Source organism: Chryseobacterium edaphi (genome assembly GCF_025628985.1).
Lineage (GTDB): Bacteria > Bacteroidota > Bacteroidia > Flavobacteriales > Weeksellaceae > Chryseobacterium > Chryseobacterium edaphi.
This window is the reverse complement of the sequence record NZ_JAOTEM010000004.1, coordinates 85478-112325: the sequence shown is the minus strand read 5'-3', so window position 1 is coordinate 112325 and position 26848 is coordinate 85478. Positions and strand designations below refer to the sequence as shown.

Below are 26848 nucleotides of genomic sequence, written 5' to 3'. Positions count from 1 at the left end.
TCAAAATTAAAAATCTTTACTGAGATATTTTTGCTCTCCAATTATTCTTTTAAAAGTTACCGTAAGAATTCATAAATTTTTACAACTGTATTCATCAAATAAAATTTATACTTCCAGGATAGTACCGTAGAGGGATAGCAAGAAATTGAACAGACTCTCCAAAGCAATAGACCTGGAAGAATTTGTGACTGTTGAAAGCACTGTGTATTAGCTTAACGATGGTAAAAATGTATTCGTGTACGCTGTTTCAAAACTCAGGATATTCAGGCTCATTACCGTTCTGGCACCACTGCAAAGCACGGTAGACTTTGTCTTTTGGAAATATTTTTACATCTTCTGCAGTAGGCTTCATATTGATTTTCTGAATTCCGGCATCATCACTGACGATGGCTGCGCGATTAGATAAATTGATAAAATCCCTCCTCATTGCTGTAGATCGGGGAATTATAAAATTTAAATCCTTTATCGGATAGATCATCAACTGTTCTTCTGGAAAAGATTTCCAGCATACAACTGCGACAAAGAAATTCATCCTCAAAATGTTCAACATGATCCTTAGATGAACAGCGGCAGCAGGTTTGATGAAGTTTTACAATAAATTGCTCAACAATTTCATTCCATTGAACATTGCTTTTGTCCCTCAATCCTTCGATGGTAATAGAGCCAAAGGAAAAGTTATAATGAAGCTTAGTATCAGATTTCCAACCCAAAGTTTTAAGTTTGGAAAACATTGCTTTTAAGACGTTGTTCCAGCCTGAAGGTAATTCCCAAATAGCACAGTCAATGTAGGTATCATCATCAAAAGCCAAAACATCGATTCCCCTTCTCATCAATTCATCCCTAACCTCCACAATATGTTCGGATGCATACTTTTCAGGAAATATGTATTTGTACTTTAGCAGCTGGTCAGAATCACTTTCTATCATAATCATTCATTTTTAAATTGTTTTACTAGGTTTTTTTTTATAGCTCAACTTTAACTTACTGATCCCGATAGATCGAATTTCGAATTACTTTTTTTCTCCCTTGATTAATGTGATAATACAGTAAATTAAATGCAAAATAATACTTTTTGTCTTCCAGCGAATAATCTCTCAGATCATCTTCCTTCGGAAATATCCAAACTTCAGAAAGATGATCTATTAAATCCTTATATGTTTCATTTTCGATCATTTTAAAAAATCGTCCGATATCCGTTTCATACTGTAGTTCACTGGCCAGCTGATCTTTGTCTACTTGCAGCTCATCGATATAATTCCTGCCCAATAAAAAGATCGGACTGAGTTCAACATCTGTCGTAAAGAATGATCTTCCCTGGTTTGTCAGATCCTGACTTATCTGACTAAGGCATTCTGTCAAAGATTCCGCAGAATGTTCAAATCTATAGGTGACAGATTCAGGAAACCAACTATCAATAGGATTTGAATTGAACAAAAAAGTATGTCTGTTAAAAAAGCCGTCTGAGTGAAACGGCAGATCCTTTTCAAACAAAGATTGATCATGTACTGATTTTAAAGTACAAGTCATGAACTTCCGATTAAAATAGACCCTCATTTCCAGAAAATCGATTCTATCACTCTGCCCATTGACCAGCCTGAAAATATATTTTTTCTTTGAACTGATGTATTTCAAAAATACAATGTTCATTGATTCCAGCTCGATTGAACTGATCAGGGCTTGGTAAAAAAAGGTCTTCGCTAGATTCAATGATTACGAGCATTATTTATTACACATCAAGTCGTTTTATTGCAACAGAGTGATTACTATTTATTCAGTTTCTTTCAGTTTGGTCATCAGATCATTGAAATACTCATAATAGCCTTTTTCATCAACATTCCTGTAATTGAGTAATAAAGAAGGCATCATATATTGAAAGGTTCGCTGATAAAATGCAATCATATGATCTCTTACCAGCGGGTAGTCTGAAACATCTGAATGCTGTAAATTTTGAAATTTTATATTTAATTTATCAAATTGGTCCTTCCAGCTCTTTATCTGTTTCGGATGATCATACTCAGAATCTATCAGTTGATTTAAGCTGTCTTCATAAGGGTTTTGATTAAAGAGATTAAACAGGCAGGCAAATAAATAGGGTTTTTCCACCATTTCTTCTGTCAAACCAAAAGTAGGTATTGCTGTTTTAGAGTTCTCATAGATTTTCTGATAGTGTTGAACAACCTTTTTACGCATCTTAGAATATTCCGGTAATTTTTCACTCATTACTTTTCTGATCCTATTTTCCAATCCAATACACTTTGCTTTCCATTCAGACCTTTCCGATTTCTCAAATTTCTTCACTTCCAAGCTTCTATACTCAAACGGTTCTTCAGAACAACTGTCTTCAAAAAATTCACCCTCAAATAGTTCGATGGTATCCCCATTGATGTGATGGATGTGAATGTAATTCCGAACAAAATCAGGATAATTCAACGGATAATTTCTGGTGGTTAGATGCATTTCAAAATAGAAATCCTCATCCCAAGCTCCCATTACAGAACGAGGAGGAACGACATCCAGAACATAGTGGAATTTATCTTCATCCACGACTGACAATGATTCGACAAAATAGGGTTCATAATTTTCCACAGCCCGAAGAACAGAAATTAATATGCAATCAAATATACATAAATAATTAAAACGTCCTAACGTTGATTCAGTTGCAAGCTGTACAAGTTCAACGCTGCGAAGCCATATAGCGTCAACAGATGCCAGCCAAATCATCTGCTCACAACCACTTGCTTAAATCCTGTACTTTAAACATTAAACAGTAAAAAGCTATGGAAAAGAATAAAGATAAACCACAACCAGACCCACATAATAAAGATATGCAGTCCTCCGACACGCTCTTGGTTCTCCACAACACCAGGAATACCATCGGCATTATCCAAAACATCAACCCAGACGGTACCATCAACCAAACGTCACCCAACCAAGAACATTCAGATCAAATCCTCAAGATCGACCCAAAAGATGACAGTTTCACCCAATTCTATTCAGACTTCTACCACCAGTTAAAAAACCCGGAAGAATTCACCTTCTTCAAAGTCACTGAATACGAAGCCAAGGAAACCGCCAATGACCTCCAAAATTACATCGATCAGGCAACCGTAGAAGAAATTGATGAGCTTAAAGACTATGCAGTTTCCATCGATGCAGTCCAGGCACAACTCGAGCGTCAAAATAAATTCAGCCAATTCCAACAAAGTAAAAATATTCACCCTCACCTCACAGAAAATCAATACCGCTATCTCCCCGAACAGATCGATTGGAACATCATGAGCAAGCTCAATCTAACGAAGGAAAAACTCGAACAGCTCAACGCCTTGGAACCTTTACTCAAAGGATATAAAACACCCACCTTAATTCCCATTACGTTCAATCAGGGAAGCATCAAAACCACCATGGATGTCAGACTTTCTTTAAGACTCAACGATGTTGGATATCTCGAAGTCCGCATTCATCCCATCAGAAAAGAACCCGACTTTACCACCAAACTTTTCGGTCATGAGTTCACGAAAGAAGACCAACTCAATCTCTTGGAAACAGGAAACATGGGCAGGGTCGTCAACCTCATCAACCCCATGACCGATGAACTGACTCCATCCGTCATCAGCAGAGACCGACTGACCAATGAACTCATCGCATTAAGAGCAGAGCATATCAGAATCCCCTTAGTCATTTCCGGAGTTACCCTTAACGAAGAACAAAAGAAAACCCTTAAAGAAGGCAAACCCTTACCCATTGAAAACATGCTCTCCAAAAGAGGAACTCTTTTCCATGCCACCGTCCAGTTCAATGCTGAAAAAAGATATGTAGAGTTCCTATTCAACAGAAACATCAACAAAAGCATCAATAGCTTACAAAACCACTTACAAAGTAAAACCTTCCAAAACCCTCTCAACACAGAAATACCCACCACCTTCAGAGGCAAACCCCTCCACCAATGGCAGATCGAAAAACTCAAAGCGGGCGAGACCGCCTACATCAACGGACTCACCGACAGCAAAGGAAAGAAATACCAAGGCTACATCAGTTTCGATAAGAATATTGGAAGGTTTGAGTTTTCGTTTAAGAATCCGAAGAAAGAACAAAAAGAGCTAAGCAGAAATCAAAGTAAAGGTAAAGGTCGAAAAATGTAAATTTTAGATCGTATTTTTAAAAAGTTTTGTCAAAAAGTGTTTCCTGCAAATCCTGTAAAGGTGTCCAAATTCCGGATTTCACTTTCAAATAAGTTTTACAAAGCGAAACTATTTTTTCTTCGTTTCCAAACCTGATTTTTTTTCTTTCCAATTCTGTTAAACCTTCAAAAGCATTTGACGTAAAACCATAAGTTGACAATAATAGTCCGCTTTCTCTTTTCTCATTGCAGATTACTTTCAAAAAATCTTTAACATATTTATGTCCAACTTGTTTTTGAGACCTCCAATGTTTAACTTCAACAAGATACTTCACTAAAGTTCCCTTTTTATTGATTTCTAATATAATATCTTTGCCACCATCTTTACTTGGAGGTGTTAGTACTACATCAAATGCTAAACCCTCGAATATTTCAGTAATAGTTTTTTCTAATTCCCTCCATTCAAGTTTTAGTAAATAGTTAGAATCTTGAGCAATTTTTTCAATGAATGTTTTACTTACAATTTTGATGATGTCTTCATATTCAAGAGAATTTAGATCAGCTTCTATTTCGATTTTTGATGTCCAGGATTTAAGGTCATCCAAGTTTAAGAGTTCCACTTTTAAAGGATCAGCAATATTTACAAAGCGATAACATGCTGAAGTAAACCCTTTAGGTGCGAATAAGATGATACGATCATAAGGGTAGTTGAATGCAAACGAAACTCTCTCATGTACCCGATCTTCCTTCACACTCTTAGTGGAATTCTGAAGAGAAATGCATATTCTTTCTCGAGAATCTTGCTTAATGCACATAAAATCAAAATTGCTTGTGTCTGGACTTGGGTTGAGTATAGTTGTAAAACCGTCGTTCGACAACAATTTTGAAATGACTTGATGAAATGTAAAGCAAATCTCTCGATCATCTCTTGGGCTTGTTATAGAATTTTCTAAAACAAGAGTATCACGAATTAATTCATCTTTTTTTGTGGGAGTCATCATGTTTCAGAATGTAATAAACCTTGAATGTATTTTAGCAATTATTTTAATTCATCAATATAGAAACATCGTGTCACTTCACTTTTTCTGTCATAATCTTTATAGCGACAAAATTGCGAACCATCTTGAGTTATTACTTTAATTTTCCAATCATCCTCACCGAAAAATAAAAATGGCTTCACAAGTTTCTTTGAATTTTCTACCATATCGAATTTTACAATCCACCTTGGTAAATCATCATCTTCGCCTATATTATAATCCCAAATCTTAATGACATTATCTGTTGGATTTATATTTTTACTATTTTCAACAACTGTACAGCAATCTCCAAAAATCTTGAACATTTCAATCTTTTTATCTGCTTTTCCATATTGACTTTCAGGATAATATTCAAATCCCAATTTTTTCCATGCATACTGAGATTCCTCAGGTGCACAATATAGATGATAAGCTAAATATCCTTTCGGATTCAGATGTTTTGATAGAGTGTTTAGGAGTAATTTTGCTATTCCTGTGCTTCTGAATTCTTTCTTTGTTTCAGCGATCACTATTTCAACACATCTCGATGTTAGTTTATAAGCAAAAAATCCAACGACTTTGTTTTCTTTTGTTACAATACAGATATTTTTCTTTCGATATGATTGGTCAATAGAAGGAAAATTATTTGGTGGAAATGTAGTCCACGAATAAATCTCGTCCATATGATCTGGAGTCGGGTCAAAACTCACAAAGTAGTTATCGGTGTTCATTGAAAAATAATTTAGATATATGTAAGAAATATAATAACTTATTTATCTTCCTACAACTTTTTTAATATCTTCATTGAATGAAATTTGATAATGACCATATAAGAAAAGAAGCTGATGATTTACTAAAAGGTACACTTAGAAATTTACTATTTCAAATGGGTATGAAACTAAAAGAGCATTCAGCCTCAGCGGGAGAAGATAATGGAACAGATTTCTATTTTGATGTAACAAATGAAAAAAATGAACATATATTTTTCTTTAGAAATCAGAATAAAGGCACAAATGATCATCCAAAAGTTCTTAAAAAGAAAAAGGATGTTCATTATCATACGATTTCACATCAGATTAGTTTGCGAAATGCAATCAATTACTATAATGAGTTTGATGAAGCTATAATTTTCACGCTTTGTGATTTGACCACTAAACAAGTTTATTGGTATGATTTACAAAATGACCCTTCTCTCAAAGAAAGAATCGAAATACAAAAGGATAAAGGAAGTAATTTTATCAGATTATACATACCTGCGGTGAATTTTCTCAATGAAGATACGCTAGCGCAATTTCTTGATCACATTGAGACTTCAAAATTAGCGCAGATTCGGAAAAAAAAATTTCTCAGCGACAGTACACAGTCTGATTATGCAATAGTAGAAGAGGAGATTAAAAGCATGCATATTATTGATAAAATTGACCATACACTTAAGTTGTTTGATATCATATATGTTCTTCCTCCAAATGTTATTAGTAGTCTTCCCCCGTTTAAAGGCTCAGATGAAAACATCACAAATTTAGACGGCTTTACATTCTACACGGACAATGAGGAGTTTTTTGATCTGATAGATTCTATTATTCTGAGTGATAATGAGATCAAATTAAATTCTGATGAAATATTTGTTGAGGATCAAAACCGAAAATTAAAGGACATTACCACTTTTCTTTCTGTAAACTATATTAATCATATTATATGGAGAGGTAAAAGTCCAAAAAACAGGATATGTGTTCATAATCTTTTTCAGTATGGTATTTGTGATTGTGAGAGATGTAGTTTGGAGAAACTAAATATTAAGAAAGCAAAAGAACTATTAGAAGACAAAAAAGAAGAAGATATTCTTTACATTACTCTTAGAAAAGGTTATGCCTATTATCTGATGGGGAATTATAAAGAAGCTTTTGATGTGTTCTTTAATATTTATAACGAAACAGATAGAGCAAATAATCCCATAAAATATACTGTTTTAACGTATAATCTAATCCGACTCAGAAGACTGATTAAATGGTCATACATCGGTAGTGACGAGCAAGATATATTAGAAAAGTTATCAAAAATCAATTTTGATTTTGATGAACCTTGGATACGTAAAAAAACTCCTTATTTTCTAGATGTTTTTAAATATATTAAAGATGAAAAATTCTATGATGAAGCTAGAGATAGTTTAGATAGCTGTTTTTCAGAAATTCAGAAGATATCATTCAGTGATAAATACGGTTCATCATTTAGCAGCAATAGATATGATGAACTTAAATCATCTTTTCTTAGGCTAAACTCGTTCCTAAAATATAACTTTTTAATTTTTAAGCATTATTCAAATTACGAGGATTTTGCTAAAAAAGTGTTGGAGTGCATTTTTGCATTATATACATTAAAAAATCCCATCACTGAAAAATATCAAAAATTTGACTGGAGTATTATTGAAATGTGGATTTTTAGCATTGATGAAAAGCATTCAGTTTATCTGCTTGAGAAATACGGTTTAAGTAAAATCAATTTTAATGAACAGTTTGATATTTTTGAGAGAATTAATGATTTAATCCTTAATCTTATTTATTCATGTGAACAGTTAGAAAGTATAAGTGGAATCTATAAACCAATAAAGATTAATAGGATTCTTAGCAATATACTAGTGATTGTTCAATTGTTGGAAATTTCCTATGAATCGAAATCCCAAGTATTTGAAAATATTCTTTTATTGGCAAAGATGGTAAAAGGAAAGTATAATATACCTTTCGATCACTTAATCAGATTTGTGGAAAAGAATGAAGATAACATTCTAAAAGATCAAGTAAGAGAACTGTTAGATGTACTGATTAATGAAGATCGAAATTACAGCTTTGGGCGTTTAATAAATATTTACGTTGAAAAATCCACAAATGAAGAAATAGAAGATTTGATAAAAGAAGTTTTGAAAATTGATGATTTGTTTAAGATTGATGTAGATTTAGATAAGAGATATATCAAAAAACTTTTTTACTCTTTTACCTTTTTGAAAGATGAATTTAAAAATGATATTAAACTCAAAATAACTGAAAGTTTGGAAAAAAACTTTAGTAATGAACTCTACCAATATGCAACAATATATGATCTGATAGAATACGATGACAAATTATTTGAGGTGTATACTTCTCATGTTCCGGATATGTCAGATGAGAGTCAAGAACAAGGTTACGGGTTTTACGATAATATAATGATTGGTCAGATTATCAATCTAGCTTTCAAGTACAACTTAGAATTTAGTAATGAATTAAAGAAATTGATTAAAAAATCTCATCCTAAGTATTCTGATTATTACACATGGTTGATGAACATTGATAGTTTTGATTATTCTAAGTTTGATCCCTATTGGATATTGGAATATCGAACAATTTATTATTTTGAAAGATTTAAGAAGTCTGATATTTTAAAGAAAGAATTAGTGCAATGTCTTAAAGAAAATTATATTGAGGGAGTTGCAAAAATTTATTTTAAAGAGTTGGTTTAGTTAAATCGCTTGATGAGTTTTTATCAAATTGAGATTAGGCTAAAAATGATTATCTTCAAAAAAAGATAAAATTTATCTTAAAATTCACGAGGAATAAAAAATCCTTTTATACAGTCTTGATTTCTGATAGCTATTTGTATGTGATTTTTCTGCTTAAATCCTGCGTTTTCATAGAGATCTTCACCTTCAAAAAAAACTCCACGTACTGAATCGTAGTCTTTTCCTCCAGCATTTACATTCAATGCGTGGGTTGATTGAATTACAGCACAGTCAAGCTTTCTTGCTAAAAGTTCTCCTGTTTTTGATTTTATGTTTTTGGGAAGCTCTAAACCATATGTTTCATATGAATCACACAGTAAATCGTGTGATATTTTTATTTCTTTTAGAAATTTTGAATCCAGTAAGTCTAAGCATGCACCTAGATCTATGACAGCACCTAAAACAGCTGGTTCAGTCACAGAGCTCTTAGGATTGTCTCTTAGCTCCTCAGCAAAATGAAGAGCTCTCTCATGATTGTTTTCCCAGAAATAGATACCGTGTCCCAACCAGTCATAATCATTCTCACTCTTTTTTAGCATAAATCCGCTTTCATTGACGACTTTGTCTCTTATTGACTTATCGCATCCGTGAAAACCTAAAATGAGACCTGATCTTCTCGTATACATGTATTATTTATGTGTAGGAGTTTGCTTTGGTTTAGAAGGTGCCAGATATGGCTTTGTTAGATTTCCGCTTTTTGTGTGAATTCCTGCAGAAAACAAAAAAGCAGAAGCTGACTCCTTAGATCTAAGAATCTTAGAAGATAGACTTTTCAGCTTTTCCAAATGTTCGTTATGTTCTTTAGTACTCATTCTGCTTTACTTTAATGAAGCAAATTTAAAGATAATAATTAATGAACTAAAAATATTTTTAAGTTTTTATTAAATTTTATTTTTATTTAAGAATTTGAAGTACTTGTCATCATGGCAGTTTGTAAATGTCATAAACGTTGCAATTTCACTTTTTCGAAGATATCTACTATTCGGATTTAATTAAAATGCTATCTACATTTTAGTTTGATGAACGGATTTTAAATTTTGCTTAAATTATATGAATAATACCTTATTAACTTTTATAAATTACTGCACACTAACTTCAATAAAATACGATTCTATCTCATCAGTTCTGTCTTTGCCGTTAATATAGATGGCTTGGGATTTTAGATGTGGAGTTGCGTAATTGTACATTTGCTTTAGTTCATTGCAAATATAATAAACTATTGATTTAGTAAAGTGCGTAGTCTCACGGTTTTAGAACCAAGTATAAAAAAAGATTCTGAAAATAATCAGAATCTAGTTTAAAAGTTTACCTACCTTGTTGTCTCTTAGGTGGTTTTAGGGAAGGAGTATTTCCCGGAGTCTGTTTGTTGTCACGCTGTCTTTTATCCGGTTGTCCGGTAGAAACTGCTATTCTTTTAGGTCCTGTTTTTAATCCCATAATATTAAAATTTAAAGTTGTTTTGAATTTTAGATGTTATAAATAAAAATGTGAATTTAAAATGAAAAATATTTAAATTAAATCGCGTAGAGCAAAGATTAATTTCTTAATTGTACTCTAACATCTTCTTTTAATCGAACATTTTGATGTACAAAATTATAGCTATCGAGTAACTGTGTCACCTCATTATAGATATGATTTTCATTTTTTGTATCCTTAATTGTGATAATAAGACAGAACTCCTGACTAGGCGTAATTCTTTGCATATCTGCTTTAGTTTCTGTAAAATCTCTAAAGAGACCATCTACTTTTAAATACCAATTTTTTGGATTTCTTAAGAACTTTTCTTTGTTTGAAGGAGTAAATTCATCTAGATTGACAGCCCATTTTTTCACTGGTTGAAATTTATCTCCATAAGCAACTAAAACTCTCTCTTTTGTATACGGACTATCATTGTTTTTTATTGCGGATTTACTGTATAGACTGTGAGATAGAAGGTTTTGTGCTCCCTCTTTTCCAATTGGATTTATGATAGTTGGTTTGGAGGTATCTCTATCTACCTTTTCATCATAAGTTCCTAGCAAGATATCAATGTTAGATTGGCAATATTCGGCACCGTTTGCTGAGTCAAGAATAGGAGAGGTGACAAGCGTTACTGAGATTTCGCCATGAAAATATCCTTGATCGTCAATCATCGACTGTGGATATGGGAAATCAAGAATTTCAATAAAATTACCTTTTTCCAAATTATCCTGAAGAATTAGAGTAATTTCATTCGGCTGATTAAATAATATATCTTGTATGTTAGATGGTACGCCAAACCCTAAATGTTTCAACTTCTCATCAATAGGGGATTTCAATTCTTCCGGATACTTTGCGGAATGAATTGTTAGAGCCTTTAATAATAGTGGGTTAAAACCTTCATTTAATAAACTGTCAAGGCCAGAAACTATGGATGAGATTCTTGGAGTTGAAAAACTTGTTCCAGCTACGCCTTTCCTATCTCCATTTTTAGAAAAAGTATATATAGGATTTAGGATCAACCTATTGAGATGATCTAAACCGGCATTGCCGCCTACATGAGAGATTTCTGGTTTTATTAAGAAAGATGGTCCAGGTCCAATTCTAGAGAATGGAGAGGAGTGATTTTTTTCTGAGAAGTCTGTAGAATTTTTGTTTTTTGCAATTGAACCTACTACCAGCCCCCTAATAGTATCTGCGGATTGAGATATTCTACCTCTCGGTATATTACTTTTGAAGTTCCCACAGTTACCTGCAGATTTGCAGATTAAAACATTGTGTTGTTCTTGAATTTCATCCAAAGCTTTTCCAAAATCAGAAAATTCTACTTCGTCAGCCTCTTTGTTGGTTCCTAGTGATAAATTCCATATCTTGATATCTTCATTTTCACTAATTGCTTCACGGATGTTCTCAATCAATTCTTCTTCCGAAACTCCTTGAGAGGTATTATTTGGAAATACAATAGCCTCGAAAAGTTTGGCTCCTTGAAAACCAGTATATTTTTCTTCTTCTAGTTCATCTCCGTATATTATAACTCCCGAAACCGCCGTTCCATGACTTTTATCTATGTCATCTTCATGATATTTTGTAAAATTGTTTTCTAATATCCAAGGCGATAAATGAGGAATTTTCGCAATCCCGCTGTCTAGAACACCAATCGTCGGATATTCTCTTCCTATCTCAGGAGTTTTTATTTCAATTTCACCGTCACCTTCCAGTTCATCTAAAGTGACATGATATCTAGGCATTTCGGTAATTAACTGTATTCCATCAAAATCCTTTAATTCCTCTATGGTATCAAGAGTTGCTTGAGTTATTTTGAAAATGTTTAAATCAGCCGAATATAATGTTCTACTATAATTAATTTGTCTTTCGTTACAGAACTTTTCAAATGCTCTGATAGCCATAATATTTAATTCCGGATCCCCGTAATTAAATAACTTTACCTTAAGTGATTCATCTTCTTCAAGTGTCTCGTTGTCAATGTTAATTTCAGGGAAATGTTCTTCAATATCCTCAATTGCTCCGATTCCAAGCTTGAGAGATTGGCTAGCAAGCTCTCTTAGTCCTATTGCTAATTTTTTAGTAATCTTATCAACTTCTTCTGCATTTTCAATTTTCACTAACACTTCGTCGTTTTGACTCAAGCCTATAATATTCATTTTTTGAGTGTTAAAGATTTTGCCAATTTCTCTACGATAAGTTTTAGCTAAGGCGTCTTCATTAAGTTTAACTTTAACAACATTGGGGATATAGTTGCCACTATGCTTTTTTTGTGTTATTTTTTCAGATACAATATTTAGAGCCTGAATAAAGTGCCTAGCTTTTTCTGGTATAATCTCTTCATTGAACCACTTTGGAGGATTTGAACTTCCGCCTCCTTCTGTATTTCTTTCATCGTTAATTCGTTTCTGAAAAAATTTTATAGGTAAATTCCTTTCCATAATGTGCTTATTTTGTTTTTAAATTGTTTCTTACTTGTCTGATTGAAATGTTCATTATATGAGTTATGCGTTCTTGAGAAATACCATTTTCGTTTAAAAATATAATTAGATCCTCAGCCTTGTAATCTTTGTTATTAGCTTCAAAAATTTCCACAAGAACATCTTCATATGATAAAATTTCTTTATTTCTAATGATTTTTTGAGCAAGGATATTGTTAAACAATGTTTTGATGAATGAAGGTGTTTTTCCTTCCAAGTTTTGTAAGATTCTAACCAATTTCTTTTCGTCATTTAGAAAATCGTTAGCTGAGCCTTGTACAAATTTTTCAATGAGTCCTTGTATTTCATTTTGTTGAGGTAGTCCAACTTCTATAACTGTATTAAATCTTCTCCAAATTGCTTTATCTAACAGTTCAGAGTGGTTCGTAGCTGCAATCAGCAAATTAGATTTAGAAAATGTATCAATATTTTGTAATAAACTATTTATTACTCTTTTTAATTCACCTAACTCATATTGATCATCCCTCGCTTTAGCGATTGCGTCAAATTCGTCTAAAAATAGAATGCATGGTTTTTCATCTGCATATTCGAAAATTTTACGTATGTTTTTTGATGTATTGCCCAATAAGGAAGATACAATAGCATCAAATCTTGCGGTAATTAATGGAAGTCCTGTTTTGAATGAAATGTATTTTGCTATCGTTGTTTTTCCTCCTCCAGGAATTCCATACAATAGGAGCGAATTGGAGATTTCAAGTCCATTTTTTATTAGTTCATTTTGATGACTATATAGATTAATATAGTCTTCAACTTTATTTGAGATGCTCGGTGGAAGTATCACATCCTCATCAATTTTGATAGGCATTGAAATATCAACAATGCTCATGCGGCTTTCCTGATCAACAGGGCTTGATAATAATGAATCCATTGACACCATTGAAGAAGGTTTATTTTCTAAAATATTTAGAATCAACTTTGCTAACTTACCGTCTCCATCTTTTTCTAATTTCTCAGCTAAAATTTTGGAATAGTTTGTTATTTTTTTTATATCTCTATTTAAGCCTCCTTCGATAATTCTTAAAATTTCAGTGTGCATTATTTGATTTTAGTGTTACAAATATATCGAATATTGTTATTTAAAACAAGTGATTTGTAATTTATTTAACGTATTTTGTTATTTTTATTTAAAAAATCGTTATTTATTTGTACGTTAGTATGGTTTTTACTGTAGTTATAACCTATGATCGATATTTTATAATGAGTAAATCTCTGCTTTCCAGAGGTTTTTTTTAATATGGTACTTTTAAGATATATTTTTTATATTTATTGACTTTTTCGATTATTATCGGATAAATCAATCTTCCTTAATAAAAACTACATATAAATGAGTCTTAAAATTGTGGGCGTACAGCCTTTATTGGGTTGTGCTGACGGAATAAAAAAAAAGTTATCGGCTGATACTTATTATCCTTTAGATAACAATTTTTCATTTAATCCAAAAACAGAGGAAATATCTAAAGAAAAGATTCAGAAAATACCAGACGATTTTTTTTTTACAGACAAGAAAAAATCGTCTTTAAAAAACATTAATGTTCAAGCTATTGTAGGCAAAAATGGCAAAGGAAAAAGTTCTATTGTTGAATTAATAATAAGAATTTTAAATAATTTTTTTAAAGAATATAAAATTGGTAAAGTAACAGATAATTTGTTCTTTGCTAAAGGAGTATACGCAAATCTTTTTGTTGAAATTAATGGGAAAATAGGGAAAATTTTTGTTGATTCACGTAAAATTTATCACGTAGGTGGGATTGACAATATAATTGTAAAATTTTCATTAGAAAAAAAAGTAATCTTTGATTCAACCAAACAAGCTGAAATAAAAAGATATAGAAAGGAGATTATTAATATTGATGACCTCTTTTTTACAATGTACATTAATTATTCGCTATATGGTCTCGATGACGAAGATTATCACTCTGAAAGCGAGTATTATAAAACTGCAGATGGCGATAAAGTTTCGTGGCTAACTCAACTTTTTCATAAAAATGATGGATATCAGACTCCAATTGTCTTACATCCTTTTAGAGAAGCAGGACAAATATATATTAGGAATGAAAAATATCTTGTCAGTCAACGGTTGATAAGTACAATATTAGACCGGTATAAAAATGATTTCTATTTAACAGACGATCTTCTTATAGATAAAATAAAATTAACTTTTAAAGAAAAGGATGCTTTAGCAGACTATTTAGACAGAATTATCACATCAGATGCTCTTGAAATCAATAATTATAAGGAAGTTGAAGAAATTCTTAGATCACATCTTACTAAAGACAGTAATTATACTGCAAAAATAGTAAATGACTACTACGATTTTTTGGTACAAAATAAAATATTGTTAGATCGTTTTAAAGAGACAATTAATAACAAAAAAACAAGAAATTTTATTCTTAAAAATGAAAGTACATATTCCGATTTAACCTTCATAAATCTTGCAAACTTTGCACGATTACTCAATATTTCTGTCTCAAATGAATCTGATTATGTGTTGATTTATCAAGAATTAATGCAACGAATTGAGGATGCAGAATTAAAAGCGAGAATAAATTATATTATAACCGAAACTGCAGATTTTAATTTTTACATATATAATATCTTTCAGATATTAACTATCTATTTCAATTTTTGGAAACAACATTTTAAACTCCAAGAAAATAATATAATTTTTACATATAAAAAATATCATTTAGAGAAGCATTTATTTTATTATTGTATGATAAAAAGTTATAAATCCATTGCCTATCCAAAATATGATGTTTTTAACAGGTCGGGCACTATTTTAAGCTTTGCTGCGAAATTGGGTCTTGATGAGAAGATTACGACTAATCCTCACACTGAATTTTTAAATAAAATTGTTGAGACAGATAATTCTCATATTTCACTAAAACTCAGACAATCTCAGAAAATTTTGAAATTATGTCTAAGTAATCAGAATGATAAACTTGTAAAGTTATATAAAAAGTTCACCGAGAAAACTGATTTTGTTAATATTAATAATCTCAATACCGCTATTAATAATGTCATTGCTAATTTAAATAATGAGAGTAGATTATTTTATTTACCTCCTAAAATTTTTGAGACAAACATTTTTTTAAAATCTGCAGCAACACAAGTTTCAAATATTGATATTAGTACATTAAGTTCTGGGGAATACCAAAAAAATTCAATTATCAGTTCTTTAATTTATCATTTAAAAAATATTGATTCAGTCGAATATGAAGAAGGTAAGAAGATGGAGTCTATAAGTTCAATATCAATCGCTCCCACATATAAATTTAGAAACATTAATGTAATTTTGGATGAAATTGAATTATACTTCCATCCAGAATATCAAAGAGTCTTTATAGCTGATTTACTAAAACAGTTATCTAAAATCAGGTTCAGGAATATCGAAGGTATAAATTTTCTTTTTGTGACACATTCACCATTTATACTTTCAGACATTCCACAACAAAATATATTATTCCTTAATGATGATGCAAAACCTGAATTTTTTTCAGATACATACAATACCTTTGGAGGTAACATTCATGATTTGTTAGCACACAATTTTTTTTTAAAAAACGGTGCAGTTGGTGAGTTTGCACTTGATAAAATAGATGAAATCATAAAACTTCTCAACAATAAAAAACTAAAAGAAAGATCAGAAGAAGAGAGAGATCATTTACTGAAAAATATTAATTTAATTGGAGAAAGTTTTTTAAGGAATAAATTGTTGGATATGTTTTATGCAAAACTAAATAAACAGAAGAGAATCGATGAGCTAGAAGCAGAACTATTAAAGCTAAAGCAAAATGATTAGTCTAAAATTGAATGATAAGGCTGCCGAAAGTCACTTTTTATTAATTGAAAAATTACTAACATCAAGAATATCAAATGTTATAAAAAATGGTATAAGAAAGAAATCCGGTAAAATTTTCGTTGTACTTAAACCAAATAAAGATCTTCTTAATTATTTAAATTTCTTATTAATATCTGGAAATCTTAAGAAGTTAATAACTGCTAAACCTGATGGATTGATTAAAATAATCTCCGATTTAAACAAGAATTATACTGAATTTTTGGATTCTAAAAGTGAGTCAAACAGAATTTTGTACAATATCTTTGTGTCAAGTTGTTATGATACTAAAAAGTTTTCAAAACATGATTTTATCACTATTATAAATTTAGACACATGTCCATATTGTAATAGAAATTATATATATTATCTTGCAAAAAAAGATGAAATCAAACCTCAAATTGATCATTTTTTTCCTAAATCCAAATATCCCTTTTTTGCAATGAGTTTCTATAATTTAATTCCCAGCTGCCAGACCTGTAATGGCCTAGAGGTTAAGGGCGAAAAAGATCCAGTAAAATTAAAAATCACAAATCCTTATCAAATTATGGATACTGATTTTACGTTTTCTTATAAAATTTTGACCAGCGGCATTATTTCATCGCTCTTAGATAAAAATTCTGTCAAGGTAGAACTTACAAGTTCGCTTACTGGAAATTTGGAAGTTTTTAAACTTAAAGAATTATATGAGCTTCACTCAGATCACGTTGTGGAGTTAGTGTTTAAAAGTAAAATAAAATATTCAGACACCTATAGGAAGTATTTAAAAAAGTACCGTGAAAAAGGTATTTTTTTCAGTGATAATGAAGTTGATAGAATGATTTTAGGAAATTATACTAATATTGATGATATTCACAAAAGGCCATTTTCTAAACTTTACCAAGATATTGGTTTGGATCTTGGCTTAATTAAAAAAAAGTAATTATGAGGTAAACTCACAAATTGATTACTTCTATATTTCACATTTTTTTATAAATGTGTATGATTTAAGGCTTTATTTAATGTAGGTCACTATCTTAGCTTGTTATCTCAACTAGATTTCATGACACTTTTTTAATTATATTTTAACTCTTTTTCCAGAGCCACGAAATGTTTAGGAAGATATAAGCTTTCAGAAATTCCAAGTCTTTGCATTGTATTTATTGCTTGATCCCTATCGCTTTCGGAAAAATATGATAAAGTCCACTTTATATTATTATTGATTGATTTTGAAATTTTTTTTATGTAAGGAAAATCAATATCACTATACGAAAGCCCCCAAACAATAACTTCTTTTATTTCTGAAATATTTGAAAAGAAAAGCTGATTATCATCGATAACTTCTTCAGTTGGCTTTCTCATTTTATTATAAAACTTAATGACCTCAATTTCAGCAAATTTTTCATGACCTACTTCGCTTGACTCCACATTTCCATATTCATCGACCATTTCAAAAATATTCTCATTACCATACAACGCACTCTTCACATTAAACTTTTCAGTTTCTTTACCGTGGCCAAAAATAAGTTTTCCTCCCACTTTATTATGGATATGAAGAATGTTTTTCTCCGCAATGCCATAAACATTTTCTAATGTTTCAGTATAATTAAAAGTCATAAATAAATCATTACTGTCAAGAGTAAATTTTTTATCGACGGAAGAAATTTCTAAAAAATTTATCCATTCCTCAAATCCAATACGAATGTAATCTAATAATTCTTGACATTCTTGTTCGACATATGTTTCGGCCTCAAACCAATCGCAATGATTAGACGTCAGATTAGGAGGGTAATCATTTATAATTTCTTTTAGGGAATCATAAACAATATTGCTCTCAAGAGCATTTTCAAAGTCTGACCATAATTTAGAATTTTCCTCAATATCATAATACTTTTCCATGTAATCTAAAACATCATACCTAAAACGTTTTAAATACATATAAAAATCGGAGAACTTACAAGGAATCCCATGAGTTATATCAAATCCATTGCCAATTACGAATAATTTCATTGTACGATTATTTTATTTAAAATAGAGATAATTTATTAAAGAGGATTTTTAAATTAAATTCATCCTTTTGAAGAATTTAATTTAAAATTTTTTATTAGAAAAATTATTTTTTAAATGCAAGAATTTCAATAAAAGAATTGCAGTTTAATAAATAAAAATCCGTCTTTAAATCAAATGAGAAGTTTATATAAATAGAAGAACTTCTGAAACCATGTATTATCAGTATTCTGAAGAAGTGGGTACTTTCAATAAAATCCCAAGACCGTCAGAATTTTGATTATTCATCTATTTTATATTTAGTTATATCAAATTCAAAATTGAAGAGATCTTTTGGAGAAATTCCAAACGCTGATGACATTTTTAGCATTGTTTCTATGGTCGGATTACCTTTTCCATTTTCAAATTTATTGTAGTTGCTTGAATCGAAAGCAGAATTCTGAGCAACTTGATCCATTGACTTAAATTTTGATTCTCTAACTTTTTTTAGATTTTCAGAAAACTCCAACATAAATAATCTTAAAACTTCTTTGCTATCCATTAATATTGTATTTAATGGCAATTTTGTATTTTTGATTTTAAAATCCGTGGTAATATATTACCATAACTTAAATAAAATTTCTATATTTGTAAAATAAGTTACAATAATTGTAATTTTGCGATACTTCAAAGAATATTAGAAGCTATTGCTTAGAATCTTGGTTTTGAAAACTGGCACTTTTTAAGGAAACAAGAGGATAAGTATTAAGCTCACGACCTAGGCGTGAGCTCTCTTATCTGTTTCCATGGTATGCCAGTACCTCAAGCCGGATATTGTAGAGTTTCACGCTGTTTTTATTTTCTAATTAGTCTACATTCTAAGCCGCTTCCAAAAACATAGTATCAGATTATAGGATACAATAGGGTGTACAACCTATTGCGGCTTTTAAAGCTTACACGGGACAATTTTTCATTCATATTAATTAATGCTTTCCAGTGTCTTTTGGTCACTGCTCAAAGACCTCACCATGTCCTTTTTCAAACCAAAAGGCACTTAGGAAAGTTTTGTTTTCAAATACATGAATTCTGTAGTGATATTATAAAAAAAATGAAATAAAGAAAAGTATTCAATAAAAAAGCCCCTTCCCATAAGTCGACTAAAACATTTTGGAAGGAGCAATGATTATTGAATCGTTTAATTAAAAACATTACAAAACTATGAAAAAATCCTATAATACTATAGGAAGTATTGGCTTTGCCTTTATGTTGACCCTTGTTTGCGGAAACCTAAAGGCTCAGACCAAAACCGTCACGGGCACAGTTACCGTGAATGACCAGCCCCTTTCAGGAGTCTCAGTCTCCCAGGAAGGAAGTGACCAGACTGCCGTCACCAACACCCAAGGCAGTTATCAGCTCCAAATCACCGGAGAAAACAATGTCCTCATCTTCAGACATCCTGAATATACAGAACAGAGAATCTCCGCCAATAACCAATCCGTCATCAACCTCACCCTTGACCCAAAAGTCAAAGGCATCGAAGAAGTGGTGATTAACGCCGGTTACTACAAAGTCAAAGACAAAGAAAGGACCGGAAGCATTGCCAAGATCTCCGCCAAAGACATCGAAAACCAACCCGTCACCAATGTGCTCGCATCCGCACAGGGAAGAATGGCAGGCGTTAACATTTCCCAGAACGGAGGAACACCCGGAGGAGGATACCAAATTGAGATTCGTGGAAGAAACAGCCTCCGTACCCGAAGCAATTCAGAATTCGACGGCAATCAGCCTTTGTATGTAGTCGATGGAGTAGTCCTTGGAAGCGAAGTCAGAACCGTCTATGCCGGATCATCCCTTCCCAACGGAAGCATCAATCCCCTTAACAGCATCAATCCCAATGATATTGAAAGCTTCGAGATCCTGAAAGATGCTGATGCCACTGCCATCTACGGTTCAAGAGGAGCCAACGGGGTGGTTTTAGTCACGACCAAAAAAGGAAAAGCCGGAAAAGTCAGCCTATCCTTCACCAGCAACTATGGACTCAGCAGTGCGATCTCCAACCTCAGCATGATGAACACCGAGCAGTATCTCGGGATGCGCCGTCAGGCTTTTGCCAACAGCAACATCAGCACCTATCCTGCCAATGCGTACGATATCAACGGAACCTGGGATCAAAACCGATCTACCGACTGGCCTGAAAAGCTCATCGGAAATACCTCAACCTTCTCCGATATCAGAGGATCAGTCAGCGGCGGAAATGAGCAGACCGGATTTATCATCAGTCTGGGCCACACCGAACAGACCACGCCTTTCGGAAGAGGTTTCCGGTATGTGACCAACAGTCTCAACAACAGCATATCCCACCGTTCAAAAGACAAAAAGCTCGAGATCAATGTTTCGAACATATTCTCCCTGCTTAAAAACAATGTGATCAATACCGACGTCACGGCGCAGGCTTTTCTGCTCGCTCCGAATGCTCCTGAATTGTACCTTCCTGACGGAAGCATCAACTGGGCTAACGGAATGTTTACCAACCCAGTGGCTGCTTTCAACGGAAGTTATACCAATGATTCCAAACAGCTGATTACCAATCTGACCGCTTCTTATGAAGTTTTAAAAAACATCAGACTCAAACTCAACGGCGGGATCAACTATCAGAATTTTGAAGAATGGTCACTCCAGCCCAATACCATATACAGTCCTACCACCAGTTTAGGATTATCCAGTGCGACTTCAAAAGCATCGAAAAGCAGTCAGAACCGTTTTTCATTAGTGGTCGAACCCCAACTGACTTGGGATTTCCAAAGAAACCATCACAAGATCAATATAATCGTCGGAGGAACCTTACAGCAGGACAGTTTTGAAAGAGGTTCGATGACAGGAACAGGATTTGAGAGCAATGTCTTCATCCGCAATATTGCCGCTGCCAAAACCAAAACCTTTGGTGACCAGCTCGAAACAGAATACAAATACACTGCTGTTTTCGGAAGAGTTAATTACCAATACGACGGTAAATACATTGTCAATCTGACGGGCAGGAGAGACGGGAGCAGCCGTTTCGGTCCCAACAACCGCTTTGCCAATTTCGGAGCTATCGGTGCTGCATGGCTTTTCTCCAAAGAAACCCTATTCAAGAACATCGACTGGCTGAGTTTTGCCAAACTTCGCGGAAGCTATGGCGTTACCGGAAGTGACAACATCGGGGACTACCAGTATCTGGATACCTACACCGTTTCAACATTGATCTACAACGGAACGGCAGCCCTGATTCCATCCAGGCTTTTCAATCCTGACTACAGCTGGGAAAATACCTATAAACTGGAAACCGCCCTTGAAGCCAGCTTCTTTAAAAACCGATTCAACCTGACGGCTTCATGGTACCGGAACCGCTCTTCCAATCAATTGGTAGGCTACCAGCTTCCGGCAGTCACAGGATTTACCTCCGTACTCGCCAATATGCCGGCTGAAGTGGAAAACACCGGCTGGGAATTCGAGTTGAGTGCCGATCCGTTCAAAGACCAAGCACTGAGATGGGATACCTCGTTCAACATCAGTTTCCCCAAAAACAGACTCGTGGCATTTCCGGGTCTGGAAGGTTCCACCTATTCCAATACCTATATCGTAGGACAGCCGATCACCATTGTTAAGCTCTACAACCTTGAAGGCATTGATCCCAACTCCGGAAAATATATCTTCACCGACTATAATGGCGACGGTAAGATTTCAGCACCGGATGATACCCGTGCGATTGAGAACCTCGGGGTTCGATATTTCGGAGGCTGGAACAATCGGCTGACCTACAAGAATTTTGAATTCTCATTTCTGTTTCAGTTTGTGAAACAAAAAAACAGAAACTTTAACAGCACCATGCCTTCTCCCGGACTTATGAGCAATCTCCCAGTAGATGTTCTGAATGTTTGGTCACCCCAGAACGCTGATGGATTGTACATGCCGTATCAGTCCACGGTCAATCCGCTGCATGCCCAGTTTCAGAACTCGACCGCTTCGGTTTCCGATGCCTCATTCATCCGTCTGAAAAATGTTCAGCTGGGCTATCAGATCCCCGTTGAAAACACTTTTTTCAGAAATGCAAGAATCTACATTCAGGGACAGAACCTGTTGACCGTCACGAAATACTTTGGCTATGATCCCGAGTTTCCGTCCATGAGCTTCCTTCCGCCGATGAAAACCTATTCCATGGGCGTACAACTGACTTTTTAAGCAGGATAAACATCCTATAACCCTAATACGAACTTATAATGAAAAAGATAATCAACTATATGAACATCGCAGGAATGCTTTTTTTAACCGGTATTCTGTTATCCTGTGAGAAAATGATTGACGCAGAAATTCCTGCCAACCAGATCGCTTCCGAAACGGTCTTTGAAAATGTCCAGACTGCGGATGCAGCATTGGCGGGCCTCTATGCAAGTCTGTGGAACAATTCCCCGATCTCCGGCGACAAAGCCGCGCTGATGCTCAGCCTCTACACCGATGACCTTGATTTTTATGCCACCTCATCTACCAATGGCATGAATGAAGTCTATCGCAATCAGCTTATTCCATCCAATCCTATTGTGTACGGACAGTGGGCATCTGCCTATCAGATCATATATTCCTGCAATGCAGTCATAGAAGGCTGTGAACATTCAGTTTTACTGAGTGCTCAGGATAAAATGAGAATTTCAGGGGAGGCACTGCTGATCCGTTCTCTGCTTTTATTCTATCTGCAACAGATGTTCGGAGATATTCCATATCCGGTGACCACCAACTATCTGACCAATCAGTCGATCGCAAAGACGCCCTCTGCTGAAGTGCTTGAAAGGTTAGAAAGTGATCTCAACAAAGTAGTTCCCATGCTTTCAGATCAGTACCGGAATGCCGAACGAATTTATCTGAATAAAAAGTCAGCACAGATCCTTTTGGCTAAAGTCTGCATGACCCGACAGAAGTGGGCTGAGGCAGAATCCCATCTTAAACTGATCATCCAGAGTCCTTTGTATCTGGTGCAGAATGATCTGACCAAGACCTTTAAAAAGACCAGCACGAATATCATCTGGCAGCTCAAACCTTTCAATACCAACGATGCGGTTAAAGAAGTGATTGCCTATTATTTCGATTTTATTCCCCCTTATAATTATGCCCTGTCCACTTCATTAATGAACAGTTTTTCAGCATCAGACCTGAGAAAGCAGCGCTGGACAATCCCCGTGACTGTTGCAGGAAACACTTGGTACAGAGCTGCCAAATACAAGAACCTGACCGGAAATACCGACGAATATTCGGTAGTCTTCAGGATTGAAGAAGCGTATCTGCTGCTGGCTGAATCATTAACAATGCAAAATAAAACAGCTGAAGCTTTGCCCTATCTCAATGCTGTGCGTCAACGTGCAGGTTTGGGAGCCGTTGCTTCGCCGATCAGTCAGCAAACGCTTCTCAATGAAATCCTGAGCGAAAACCGCAAAGAGTTTTTTACCGAGACCGGACACCGTTTCTTTGATCTGAAACGGATGAATCAACTCCAACAGCTGACTGCTACGAAACCCAACTGGAAACCGGAACATCAATTGTGGCCGATTCCTGAGCGGGAACTTCTTTTAAATCCAAACCTCAAGCCGCAAAACAATGGATACTAACAGGAAGTTCATGCTTTTGATCATCGTATTGCTGCTGATGCTTTTCCATCGTTATCATGCTCAATCCATGAATCAATCAACCGAAACGCCGCCGACCACTGTTCCGACTTACAATGATCTCCGGCTTTCCGAGAAGGGAAGGTGGTTGCTGTCGAGGACATTGTATGGACAGAATAGTGACACCATATTGGTATTTGACACCCGATATCCTCAAAAGATTCATACCAAGCTGGTTAAACGAAATGTAAAACAAAATTTTATCGGTGAGCAGTCAATTCTTGCTCAGGGTAGCAATACTGCAGATCTGATCAGGCTGCATGATCTACAAACAATCACGTTCAAAGGCGTGAAAAAAAACGATGTGCTCACGGAAGCCAACCACTTTGTGATCCTGAATGACCATCATATCCTCACCATTTATAACTGTGATGCTAAAAAAATAAAGGAAGTAGGGGATATTGAAGAGTATGTCACGGACGAAAAAACCGTTGTGGTTGCGCTTGCTAAAAAAGGGGCAAATTATCAGCTGATCAATATCTATGGAGATATCCATAAGACAATCTACACCACCACCAATACTATCTCGGCAGTTCCTCAGTTTGCAACAGGTAGGTATGCTGCTTTCACGGAAAAGGATGCATCCACCGGAAAGATAAGGGCAGTTCTGGTCAATACCAAAACCTCTGGCCTCCATTTTCCGCTACAGGATATTTTTACGGATGCAAATTTTATCAAAGTGACACCGATTCAGGATGGACGTTATTTTCTCATTGAATCTGAAAAACGGGAAGCTCCTGAAAAAAGCTTTGTGGAGATCCGGTATGGCAATGATCCCTACATGCGGTTTAGAAAAAAAGGGATTCCCCAAAATAAATATTGGCTTTATAACACCCAAAACGGAACAGCACAGTATTTTCCATCTGAATCCAATCTCGACTATATTTCGATTAACAGCGACCGTTTTTTCCTGACACTTCAGAAAGTGGAACAATTCGATTACCGTTTTGCGCAGCCTGTTTTCGGAATCGATCTGTACGACCGACAAATGAATACTTCCCGGAAGGTTGCTGATGCAGTTCGTAATGCTGAAGCTTCTGTCAAAGGACGGTTTGTTGTCATGCGGAATGAACTTACCATGAATTGGGAGCTTCTTGATACCTTTTCCATGACTATTAAAAGTCTTGGTCAAAATCTGACAAATCCTTTCTTCTCTTCTGATGAATCGATGCTGATCTTCGAAAGCAAAGATGGAGTCAAAGTATATGATCTTCCTGAGAATAAGTGGAAGAAAACGCTCCTTCCGGGATTGCAAACCACTGTTGTCCGTAACAGTTCAGTCAATGTTTTTCAGAAATTCGGAGTCAGTATCAGCTGCAGCAGAGAAAATCTATCGGCGGGAATAATTATTAAAGCATGGGATCAGAAAACCAATGGGTTAACCTATTACCGATGGGACGGAAAAAATATCAAAGAAATGGTTTCTGCCCCAAAGAGGTATATCAAAGATTTTGAAATGACAGACCGGGCTTCAGGTTTCATATACACGATCGAAGAATCATACGCTCAAAGTCCGCAGATATTTCAGTATCCTGTAGGCAAAAGCGATAAAAAGCAATGCATGACCTGTCAGGGACTCAGACTAAAAGAACCGGAAATAAAACAGGAAATCATCTCCTATAAAAATTCTTTTGGAAAAGATTTAAAAGGAGTCTTGTATTATCCTTTGATGTATCAGCCGACACAAAAATATCCCATGATCGTCAAAATCTATATGGAACAAAGTAATGCATCTAACCATTTCCTGACGGATGAAGAGAGTGGCGATGGATTCAATCCCAGAGTGCTTCTGGAAAAAGGTTATTTCGTTTTCCTGCCGGATATTGTCATGGATCAGAGGGGAAGCGGACTTTCTGCATTAGACTGTGTACACCGTTCATTGGATGCATTACAAGCTGTACACTCTATTGACCACAACAGAATCGGATTGACAGGACATTCTTTTGGAGGGTATGAAACCAACTTTATTGCAACGCACTCCACCCGATTTAAAGCCTATTTATCCAGTGCAGGCGTCAGCAACTTAACCAGCCATTACTTTACAAACAATCCTCATTCTGCTTTCAACGAATACTCCCGGGTAGAAAACGGACAGTATGAGATGAAAGTCCCTTTTGCAGAAAATAAACAACTATATTTGAATAATAATCCCATCTACGATGCAGAAAAAGTCAATGCTCCGATTTTGCTTCAGGCAGGATTAAAGGACAACAACGTTCTGCCGTCACAAACGATGGAATTTTATACCGCATTGGTCAGAAACAGAAAAGATGTGATTGCTCTTTTTTATTCAGATCAGGGTCATATTCTCGAACCCGAAAGCAAAGCTATTAAAGATTTTAGCAGAAGAGCCATGGAGTGGTGGGACTATTTTCTAAAAGATCATAAAGATGTAGAATGGATTCATCAACAAATGAAAAAGGACGCTTTGTAGCGTCCTTCCTCTTTAAGATTATGGAATTTTGTACAGTAACTCGCCACACATGGTCGGCGTATCAAACTGATGAAGATTGGTGACACCATCACCGCTCCATTTACAAATGTTGGGACTTTGAACATTGTCGCAACTCTGCTGCGCATCAACGCAGACGGTCTGGTTCTCACCAACAGTAACGATTCTGTAGCCGGCTTCCAAAGCTTTGGCTTTCTTGTTGTTTGCGTTGCCTGCAAACGCTGCTCCTGTTCCCAGTGATACCAGGATAGCAGGAATAATGAACTTTTTCATAGTAATAAA

Annotated in this window: 21 protein-coding genes; 7 read left to right on the top strand and 14 right to left on the bottom strand. The window is 34.6% G+C overall.

Features of this window, described 5'->3' with window-relative positions:
- Positions 1 to 247 precede the first annotated feature (247 nt).
- The 4 genes from NZ698_RS14910 to NZ698_RS14895 all read right to left on the bottom strand — a co-directional run bounded on the left by NZ698_RS14910 (position 248) and on the right by NZ698_RS14895 (position 2721).
- A complete protein-coding gene (locus NZ698_RS14910; protein WP_263004000.1) occupies positions 248 to 427 on the bottom strand; it encodes a hypothetical protein in 180 nt (59 codons plus the stop codon).
- Positions 399 to 926, bottom strand: a complete 528-nt coding sequence (locus NZ698_RS14905) for a hypothetical protein (RefSeq protein WP_263003999.1) — start codon at positions 924 to 926, stop codon at positions 399 to 401. The genes NZ698_RS14910 and NZ698_RS14905 overlap by 29 nt, the downstream gene beginning before the upstream one ends.
- A 55-nt stretch (positions 927 to 981) precedes the next feature.
- A complete protein-coding gene (locus NZ698_RS14900) occupies positions 982 to 1647 on the bottom strand; it encodes a hypothetical protein (RefSeq protein ID WP_263003998.1) in 666 nt (221 codons plus the stop codon).
- Between the two features lie 120 nt (positions 1648 to 1767).
- Positions 1768 to 2721 carry a hypothetical protein gene (locus NZ698_RS14895; RefSeq protein ID WP_263003997.1) on the bottom strand — a complete coding sequence of 318 codons (954 nt, stop codon included), beginning with the start codon at positions 2719 to 2721 and terminating at the stop codon, positions 1768 to 1770.
- Between the two features lie 56 nt (positions 2722 to 2777).
- Between NZ698_RS14895 and NZ698_RS14890 the strand changes: the two genes are divergently transcribed.
- A complete protein-coding gene (locus tag NZ698_RS14890) occupies positions 2778 to 4139 on the top strand; it encodes a DUF3945 domain-containing protein (RefSeq protein WP_263003996.1) in 1362 nt (453 codons plus the stop codon).
- A 16-nt stretch (positions 4140 to 4155) separates the two neighbouring features.
- Here NZ698_RS14890 and NZ698_RS14885 read toward each other — a convergent pair whose 3' ends face one another.
- A complete protein-coding gene (locus tag NZ698_RS14885; RefSeq protein WP_263003995.1) occupies positions 4156 to 5118 on the bottom strand; it encodes a restriction endonuclease in 963 nt (320 codons plus the stop codon).
- Positions 5119 to 5156: 38 nt separating this feature from the next.
- The gene (locus NZ698_RS14880; protein WP_263003994.1) at positions 5157 to 5864 is read right to left on the bottom strand and encodes a GNAT family N-acetyltransferase; all 708 of its coding nucleotides are present in this window, start codon (positions 5862 to 5864) and stop codon (positions 5157 to 5159) included.
- 77 nt (positions 5865 to 5941) lie between these two features.
- Here NZ698_RS14880 and NZ698_RS14875 point away from each other — a divergent pair, with 77 nt between their 5' ends.
- On the top strand, positions 5942 to 8620 hold the full coding sequence (locus NZ698_RS14875) for a hypothetical protein (RefSeq protein WP_263003993.1): 2679 nt from the start codon (positions 5942 to 5944) through the stop codon (positions 8618 to 8620).
- Positions 8621 to 8697: 77 nt separating this feature from the next.
- Here NZ698_RS14875 and NZ698_RS14870 read toward each other — a convergent pair whose 3' ends face one another.
- From NZ698_RS14870 to NZ698_RS14850, 5 genes are all read right to left on the bottom strand, one after another.
- On the bottom strand, positions 8698 to 9285 hold the full coding sequence (locus NZ698_RS14870) for a hypothetical protein (protein ID WP_263003992.1): 588 nt from the start codon (positions 9283 to 9285) through the stop codon (positions 8698 to 8700).
- A 3-nt stretch (positions 9286 to 9288) separates the two neighbouring features.
- Positions 9289 to 9471: a hypothetical protein gene (locus NZ698_RS14865; RefSeq protein ID WP_263003991.1), complete on the bottom strand. Its 183-nt coding sequence runs from the start codon at positions 9469 to 9471 to the stop codon at positions 9289 to 9291.
- A gap of 493 nt (positions 9472 to 9964) precedes the next feature.
- Positions 9965 to 10096, bottom strand: coding sequence for a hypothetical protein (locus tag NZ698_RS14860; RefSeq protein WP_263003990.1), 132 nt, complete (start codon positions 10094 to 10096; stop codon positions 9965 to 9967).
- A 98-nt stretch (positions 10097 to 10194) separates the two neighbouring features.
- Positions 10195 to 12561 (bottom strand): S8 family peptidase, encoded by a 2367-nt coding sequence (locus NZ698_RS14855; RefSeq protein ID WP_263003989.1) that lies wholly within the window; start codon positions 12559 to 12561, stop codon positions 10195 to 10197.
- Between the two features lie 7 nt (positions 12562 to 12568).
- The gene (locus NZ698_RS14850; RefSeq protein ID WP_263003988.1) at positions 12569 to 13657 is read right to left on the bottom strand and encodes an AAA family ATPase; all 1089 of its coding nucleotides are present in this window, start codon (positions 13655 to 13657) and stop codon (positions 12569 to 12571) included.
- Positions 13658 to 13945: 288 nt separating this feature from the next.
- Between NZ698_RS14850 and NZ698_RS14845 the strand changes: the two genes are divergently transcribed.
- Positions 13946 to 16423, top strand: coding sequence for a hypothetical protein (locus NZ698_RS14845; protein ID WP_263003987.1), 2478 nt, complete (start codon positions 13946 to 13948; stop codon positions 16421 to 16423).
- On the top strand, positions 16416 to 17381 hold the full coding sequence (locus NZ698_RS14840; protein WP_263003986.1) for an HNH endonuclease: 966 nt from the start codon (positions 16416 to 16418) through the stop codon (positions 17379 to 17381). The genes NZ698_RS14845 and NZ698_RS14840 overlap by 8 nt, the downstream gene beginning before the upstream one ends.
- Before the next feature lie 131 nt (positions 17382 to 17512).
- Here the strand turns inward: NZ698_RS14840 and NZ698_RS14835 are convergent, their stop codons facing one another.
- Positions 17513 to 18448 (bottom strand): bacteriophage abortive infection AbiH family protein, encoded by a 936-nt coding sequence (locus tag NZ698_RS14835; RefSeq protein WP_263003985.1) that lies wholly within the window; start codon positions 18446 to 18448, stop codon positions 17513 to 17515.
- Positions 18449 to 18725: 277 nt separating this feature from the next.
- Positions 18726 to 18986: a helix-turn-helix domain-containing protein gene (locus tag NZ698_RS14830; protein ID WP_263003984.1), complete on the bottom strand. Its 261-nt coding sequence runs from the start codon at positions 18984 to 18986 to the stop codon at positions 18726 to 18728.
- 656 nt (positions 18987 to 19642) lie between these two features.
- On the opposite strand from NZ698_RS14830, the gene NZ698_RS14825 reads away from it, so the two are divergent.
- The 3 genes from NZ698_RS14825 to NZ698_RS14815 are packed head-to-tail and all read left to right on the top strand — an operon-like array spanning position 19643 to position 26548.
- On the top strand, positions 19643 to 22642 hold the full coding sequence (locus tag NZ698_RS14825; protein ID WP_263003983.1) for a SusC/RagA family TonB-linked outer membrane protein: 3000 nt from the start codon (positions 19643 to 19645) through the stop codon (positions 22640 to 22642).
- A 38-nt stretch (positions 22643 to 22680) separates the two neighbouring features.
- Entirely contained in the window at positions 22681 to 24057 is a 1377-nt protein-coding gene (locus tag NZ698_RS14820; protein ID WP_263003982.1) for a RagB/SusD family nutrient uptake outer membrane protein, read from the top strand.
- On the top strand, positions 24047 to 26548 hold the full coding sequence (locus NZ698_RS14815) for an alpha/beta hydrolase family protein (RefSeq protein ID WP_263003981.1): 2502 nt from the start codon (positions 24047 to 24049) through the stop codon (positions 26546 to 26548). Before NZ698_RS14820 ends, NZ698_RS14815 begins: the two co-directional genes overlap by 11 nt.
- A gap of 18 nt (positions 26549 to 26566) precedes the next feature.
- Here the strand turns inward: NZ698_RS14815 and NZ698_RS14810 are convergent, their stop codons facing one another.
- Positions 26567 to 26839, bottom strand: a complete 273-nt coding sequence (locus tag NZ698_RS14810; protein ID WP_263003980.1) for a DUF6520 family protein — start codon at positions 26837 to 26839, stop codon at positions 26567 to 26569.
- Positions 26840 to 26848 lie beyond the last annotated feature (9 nt).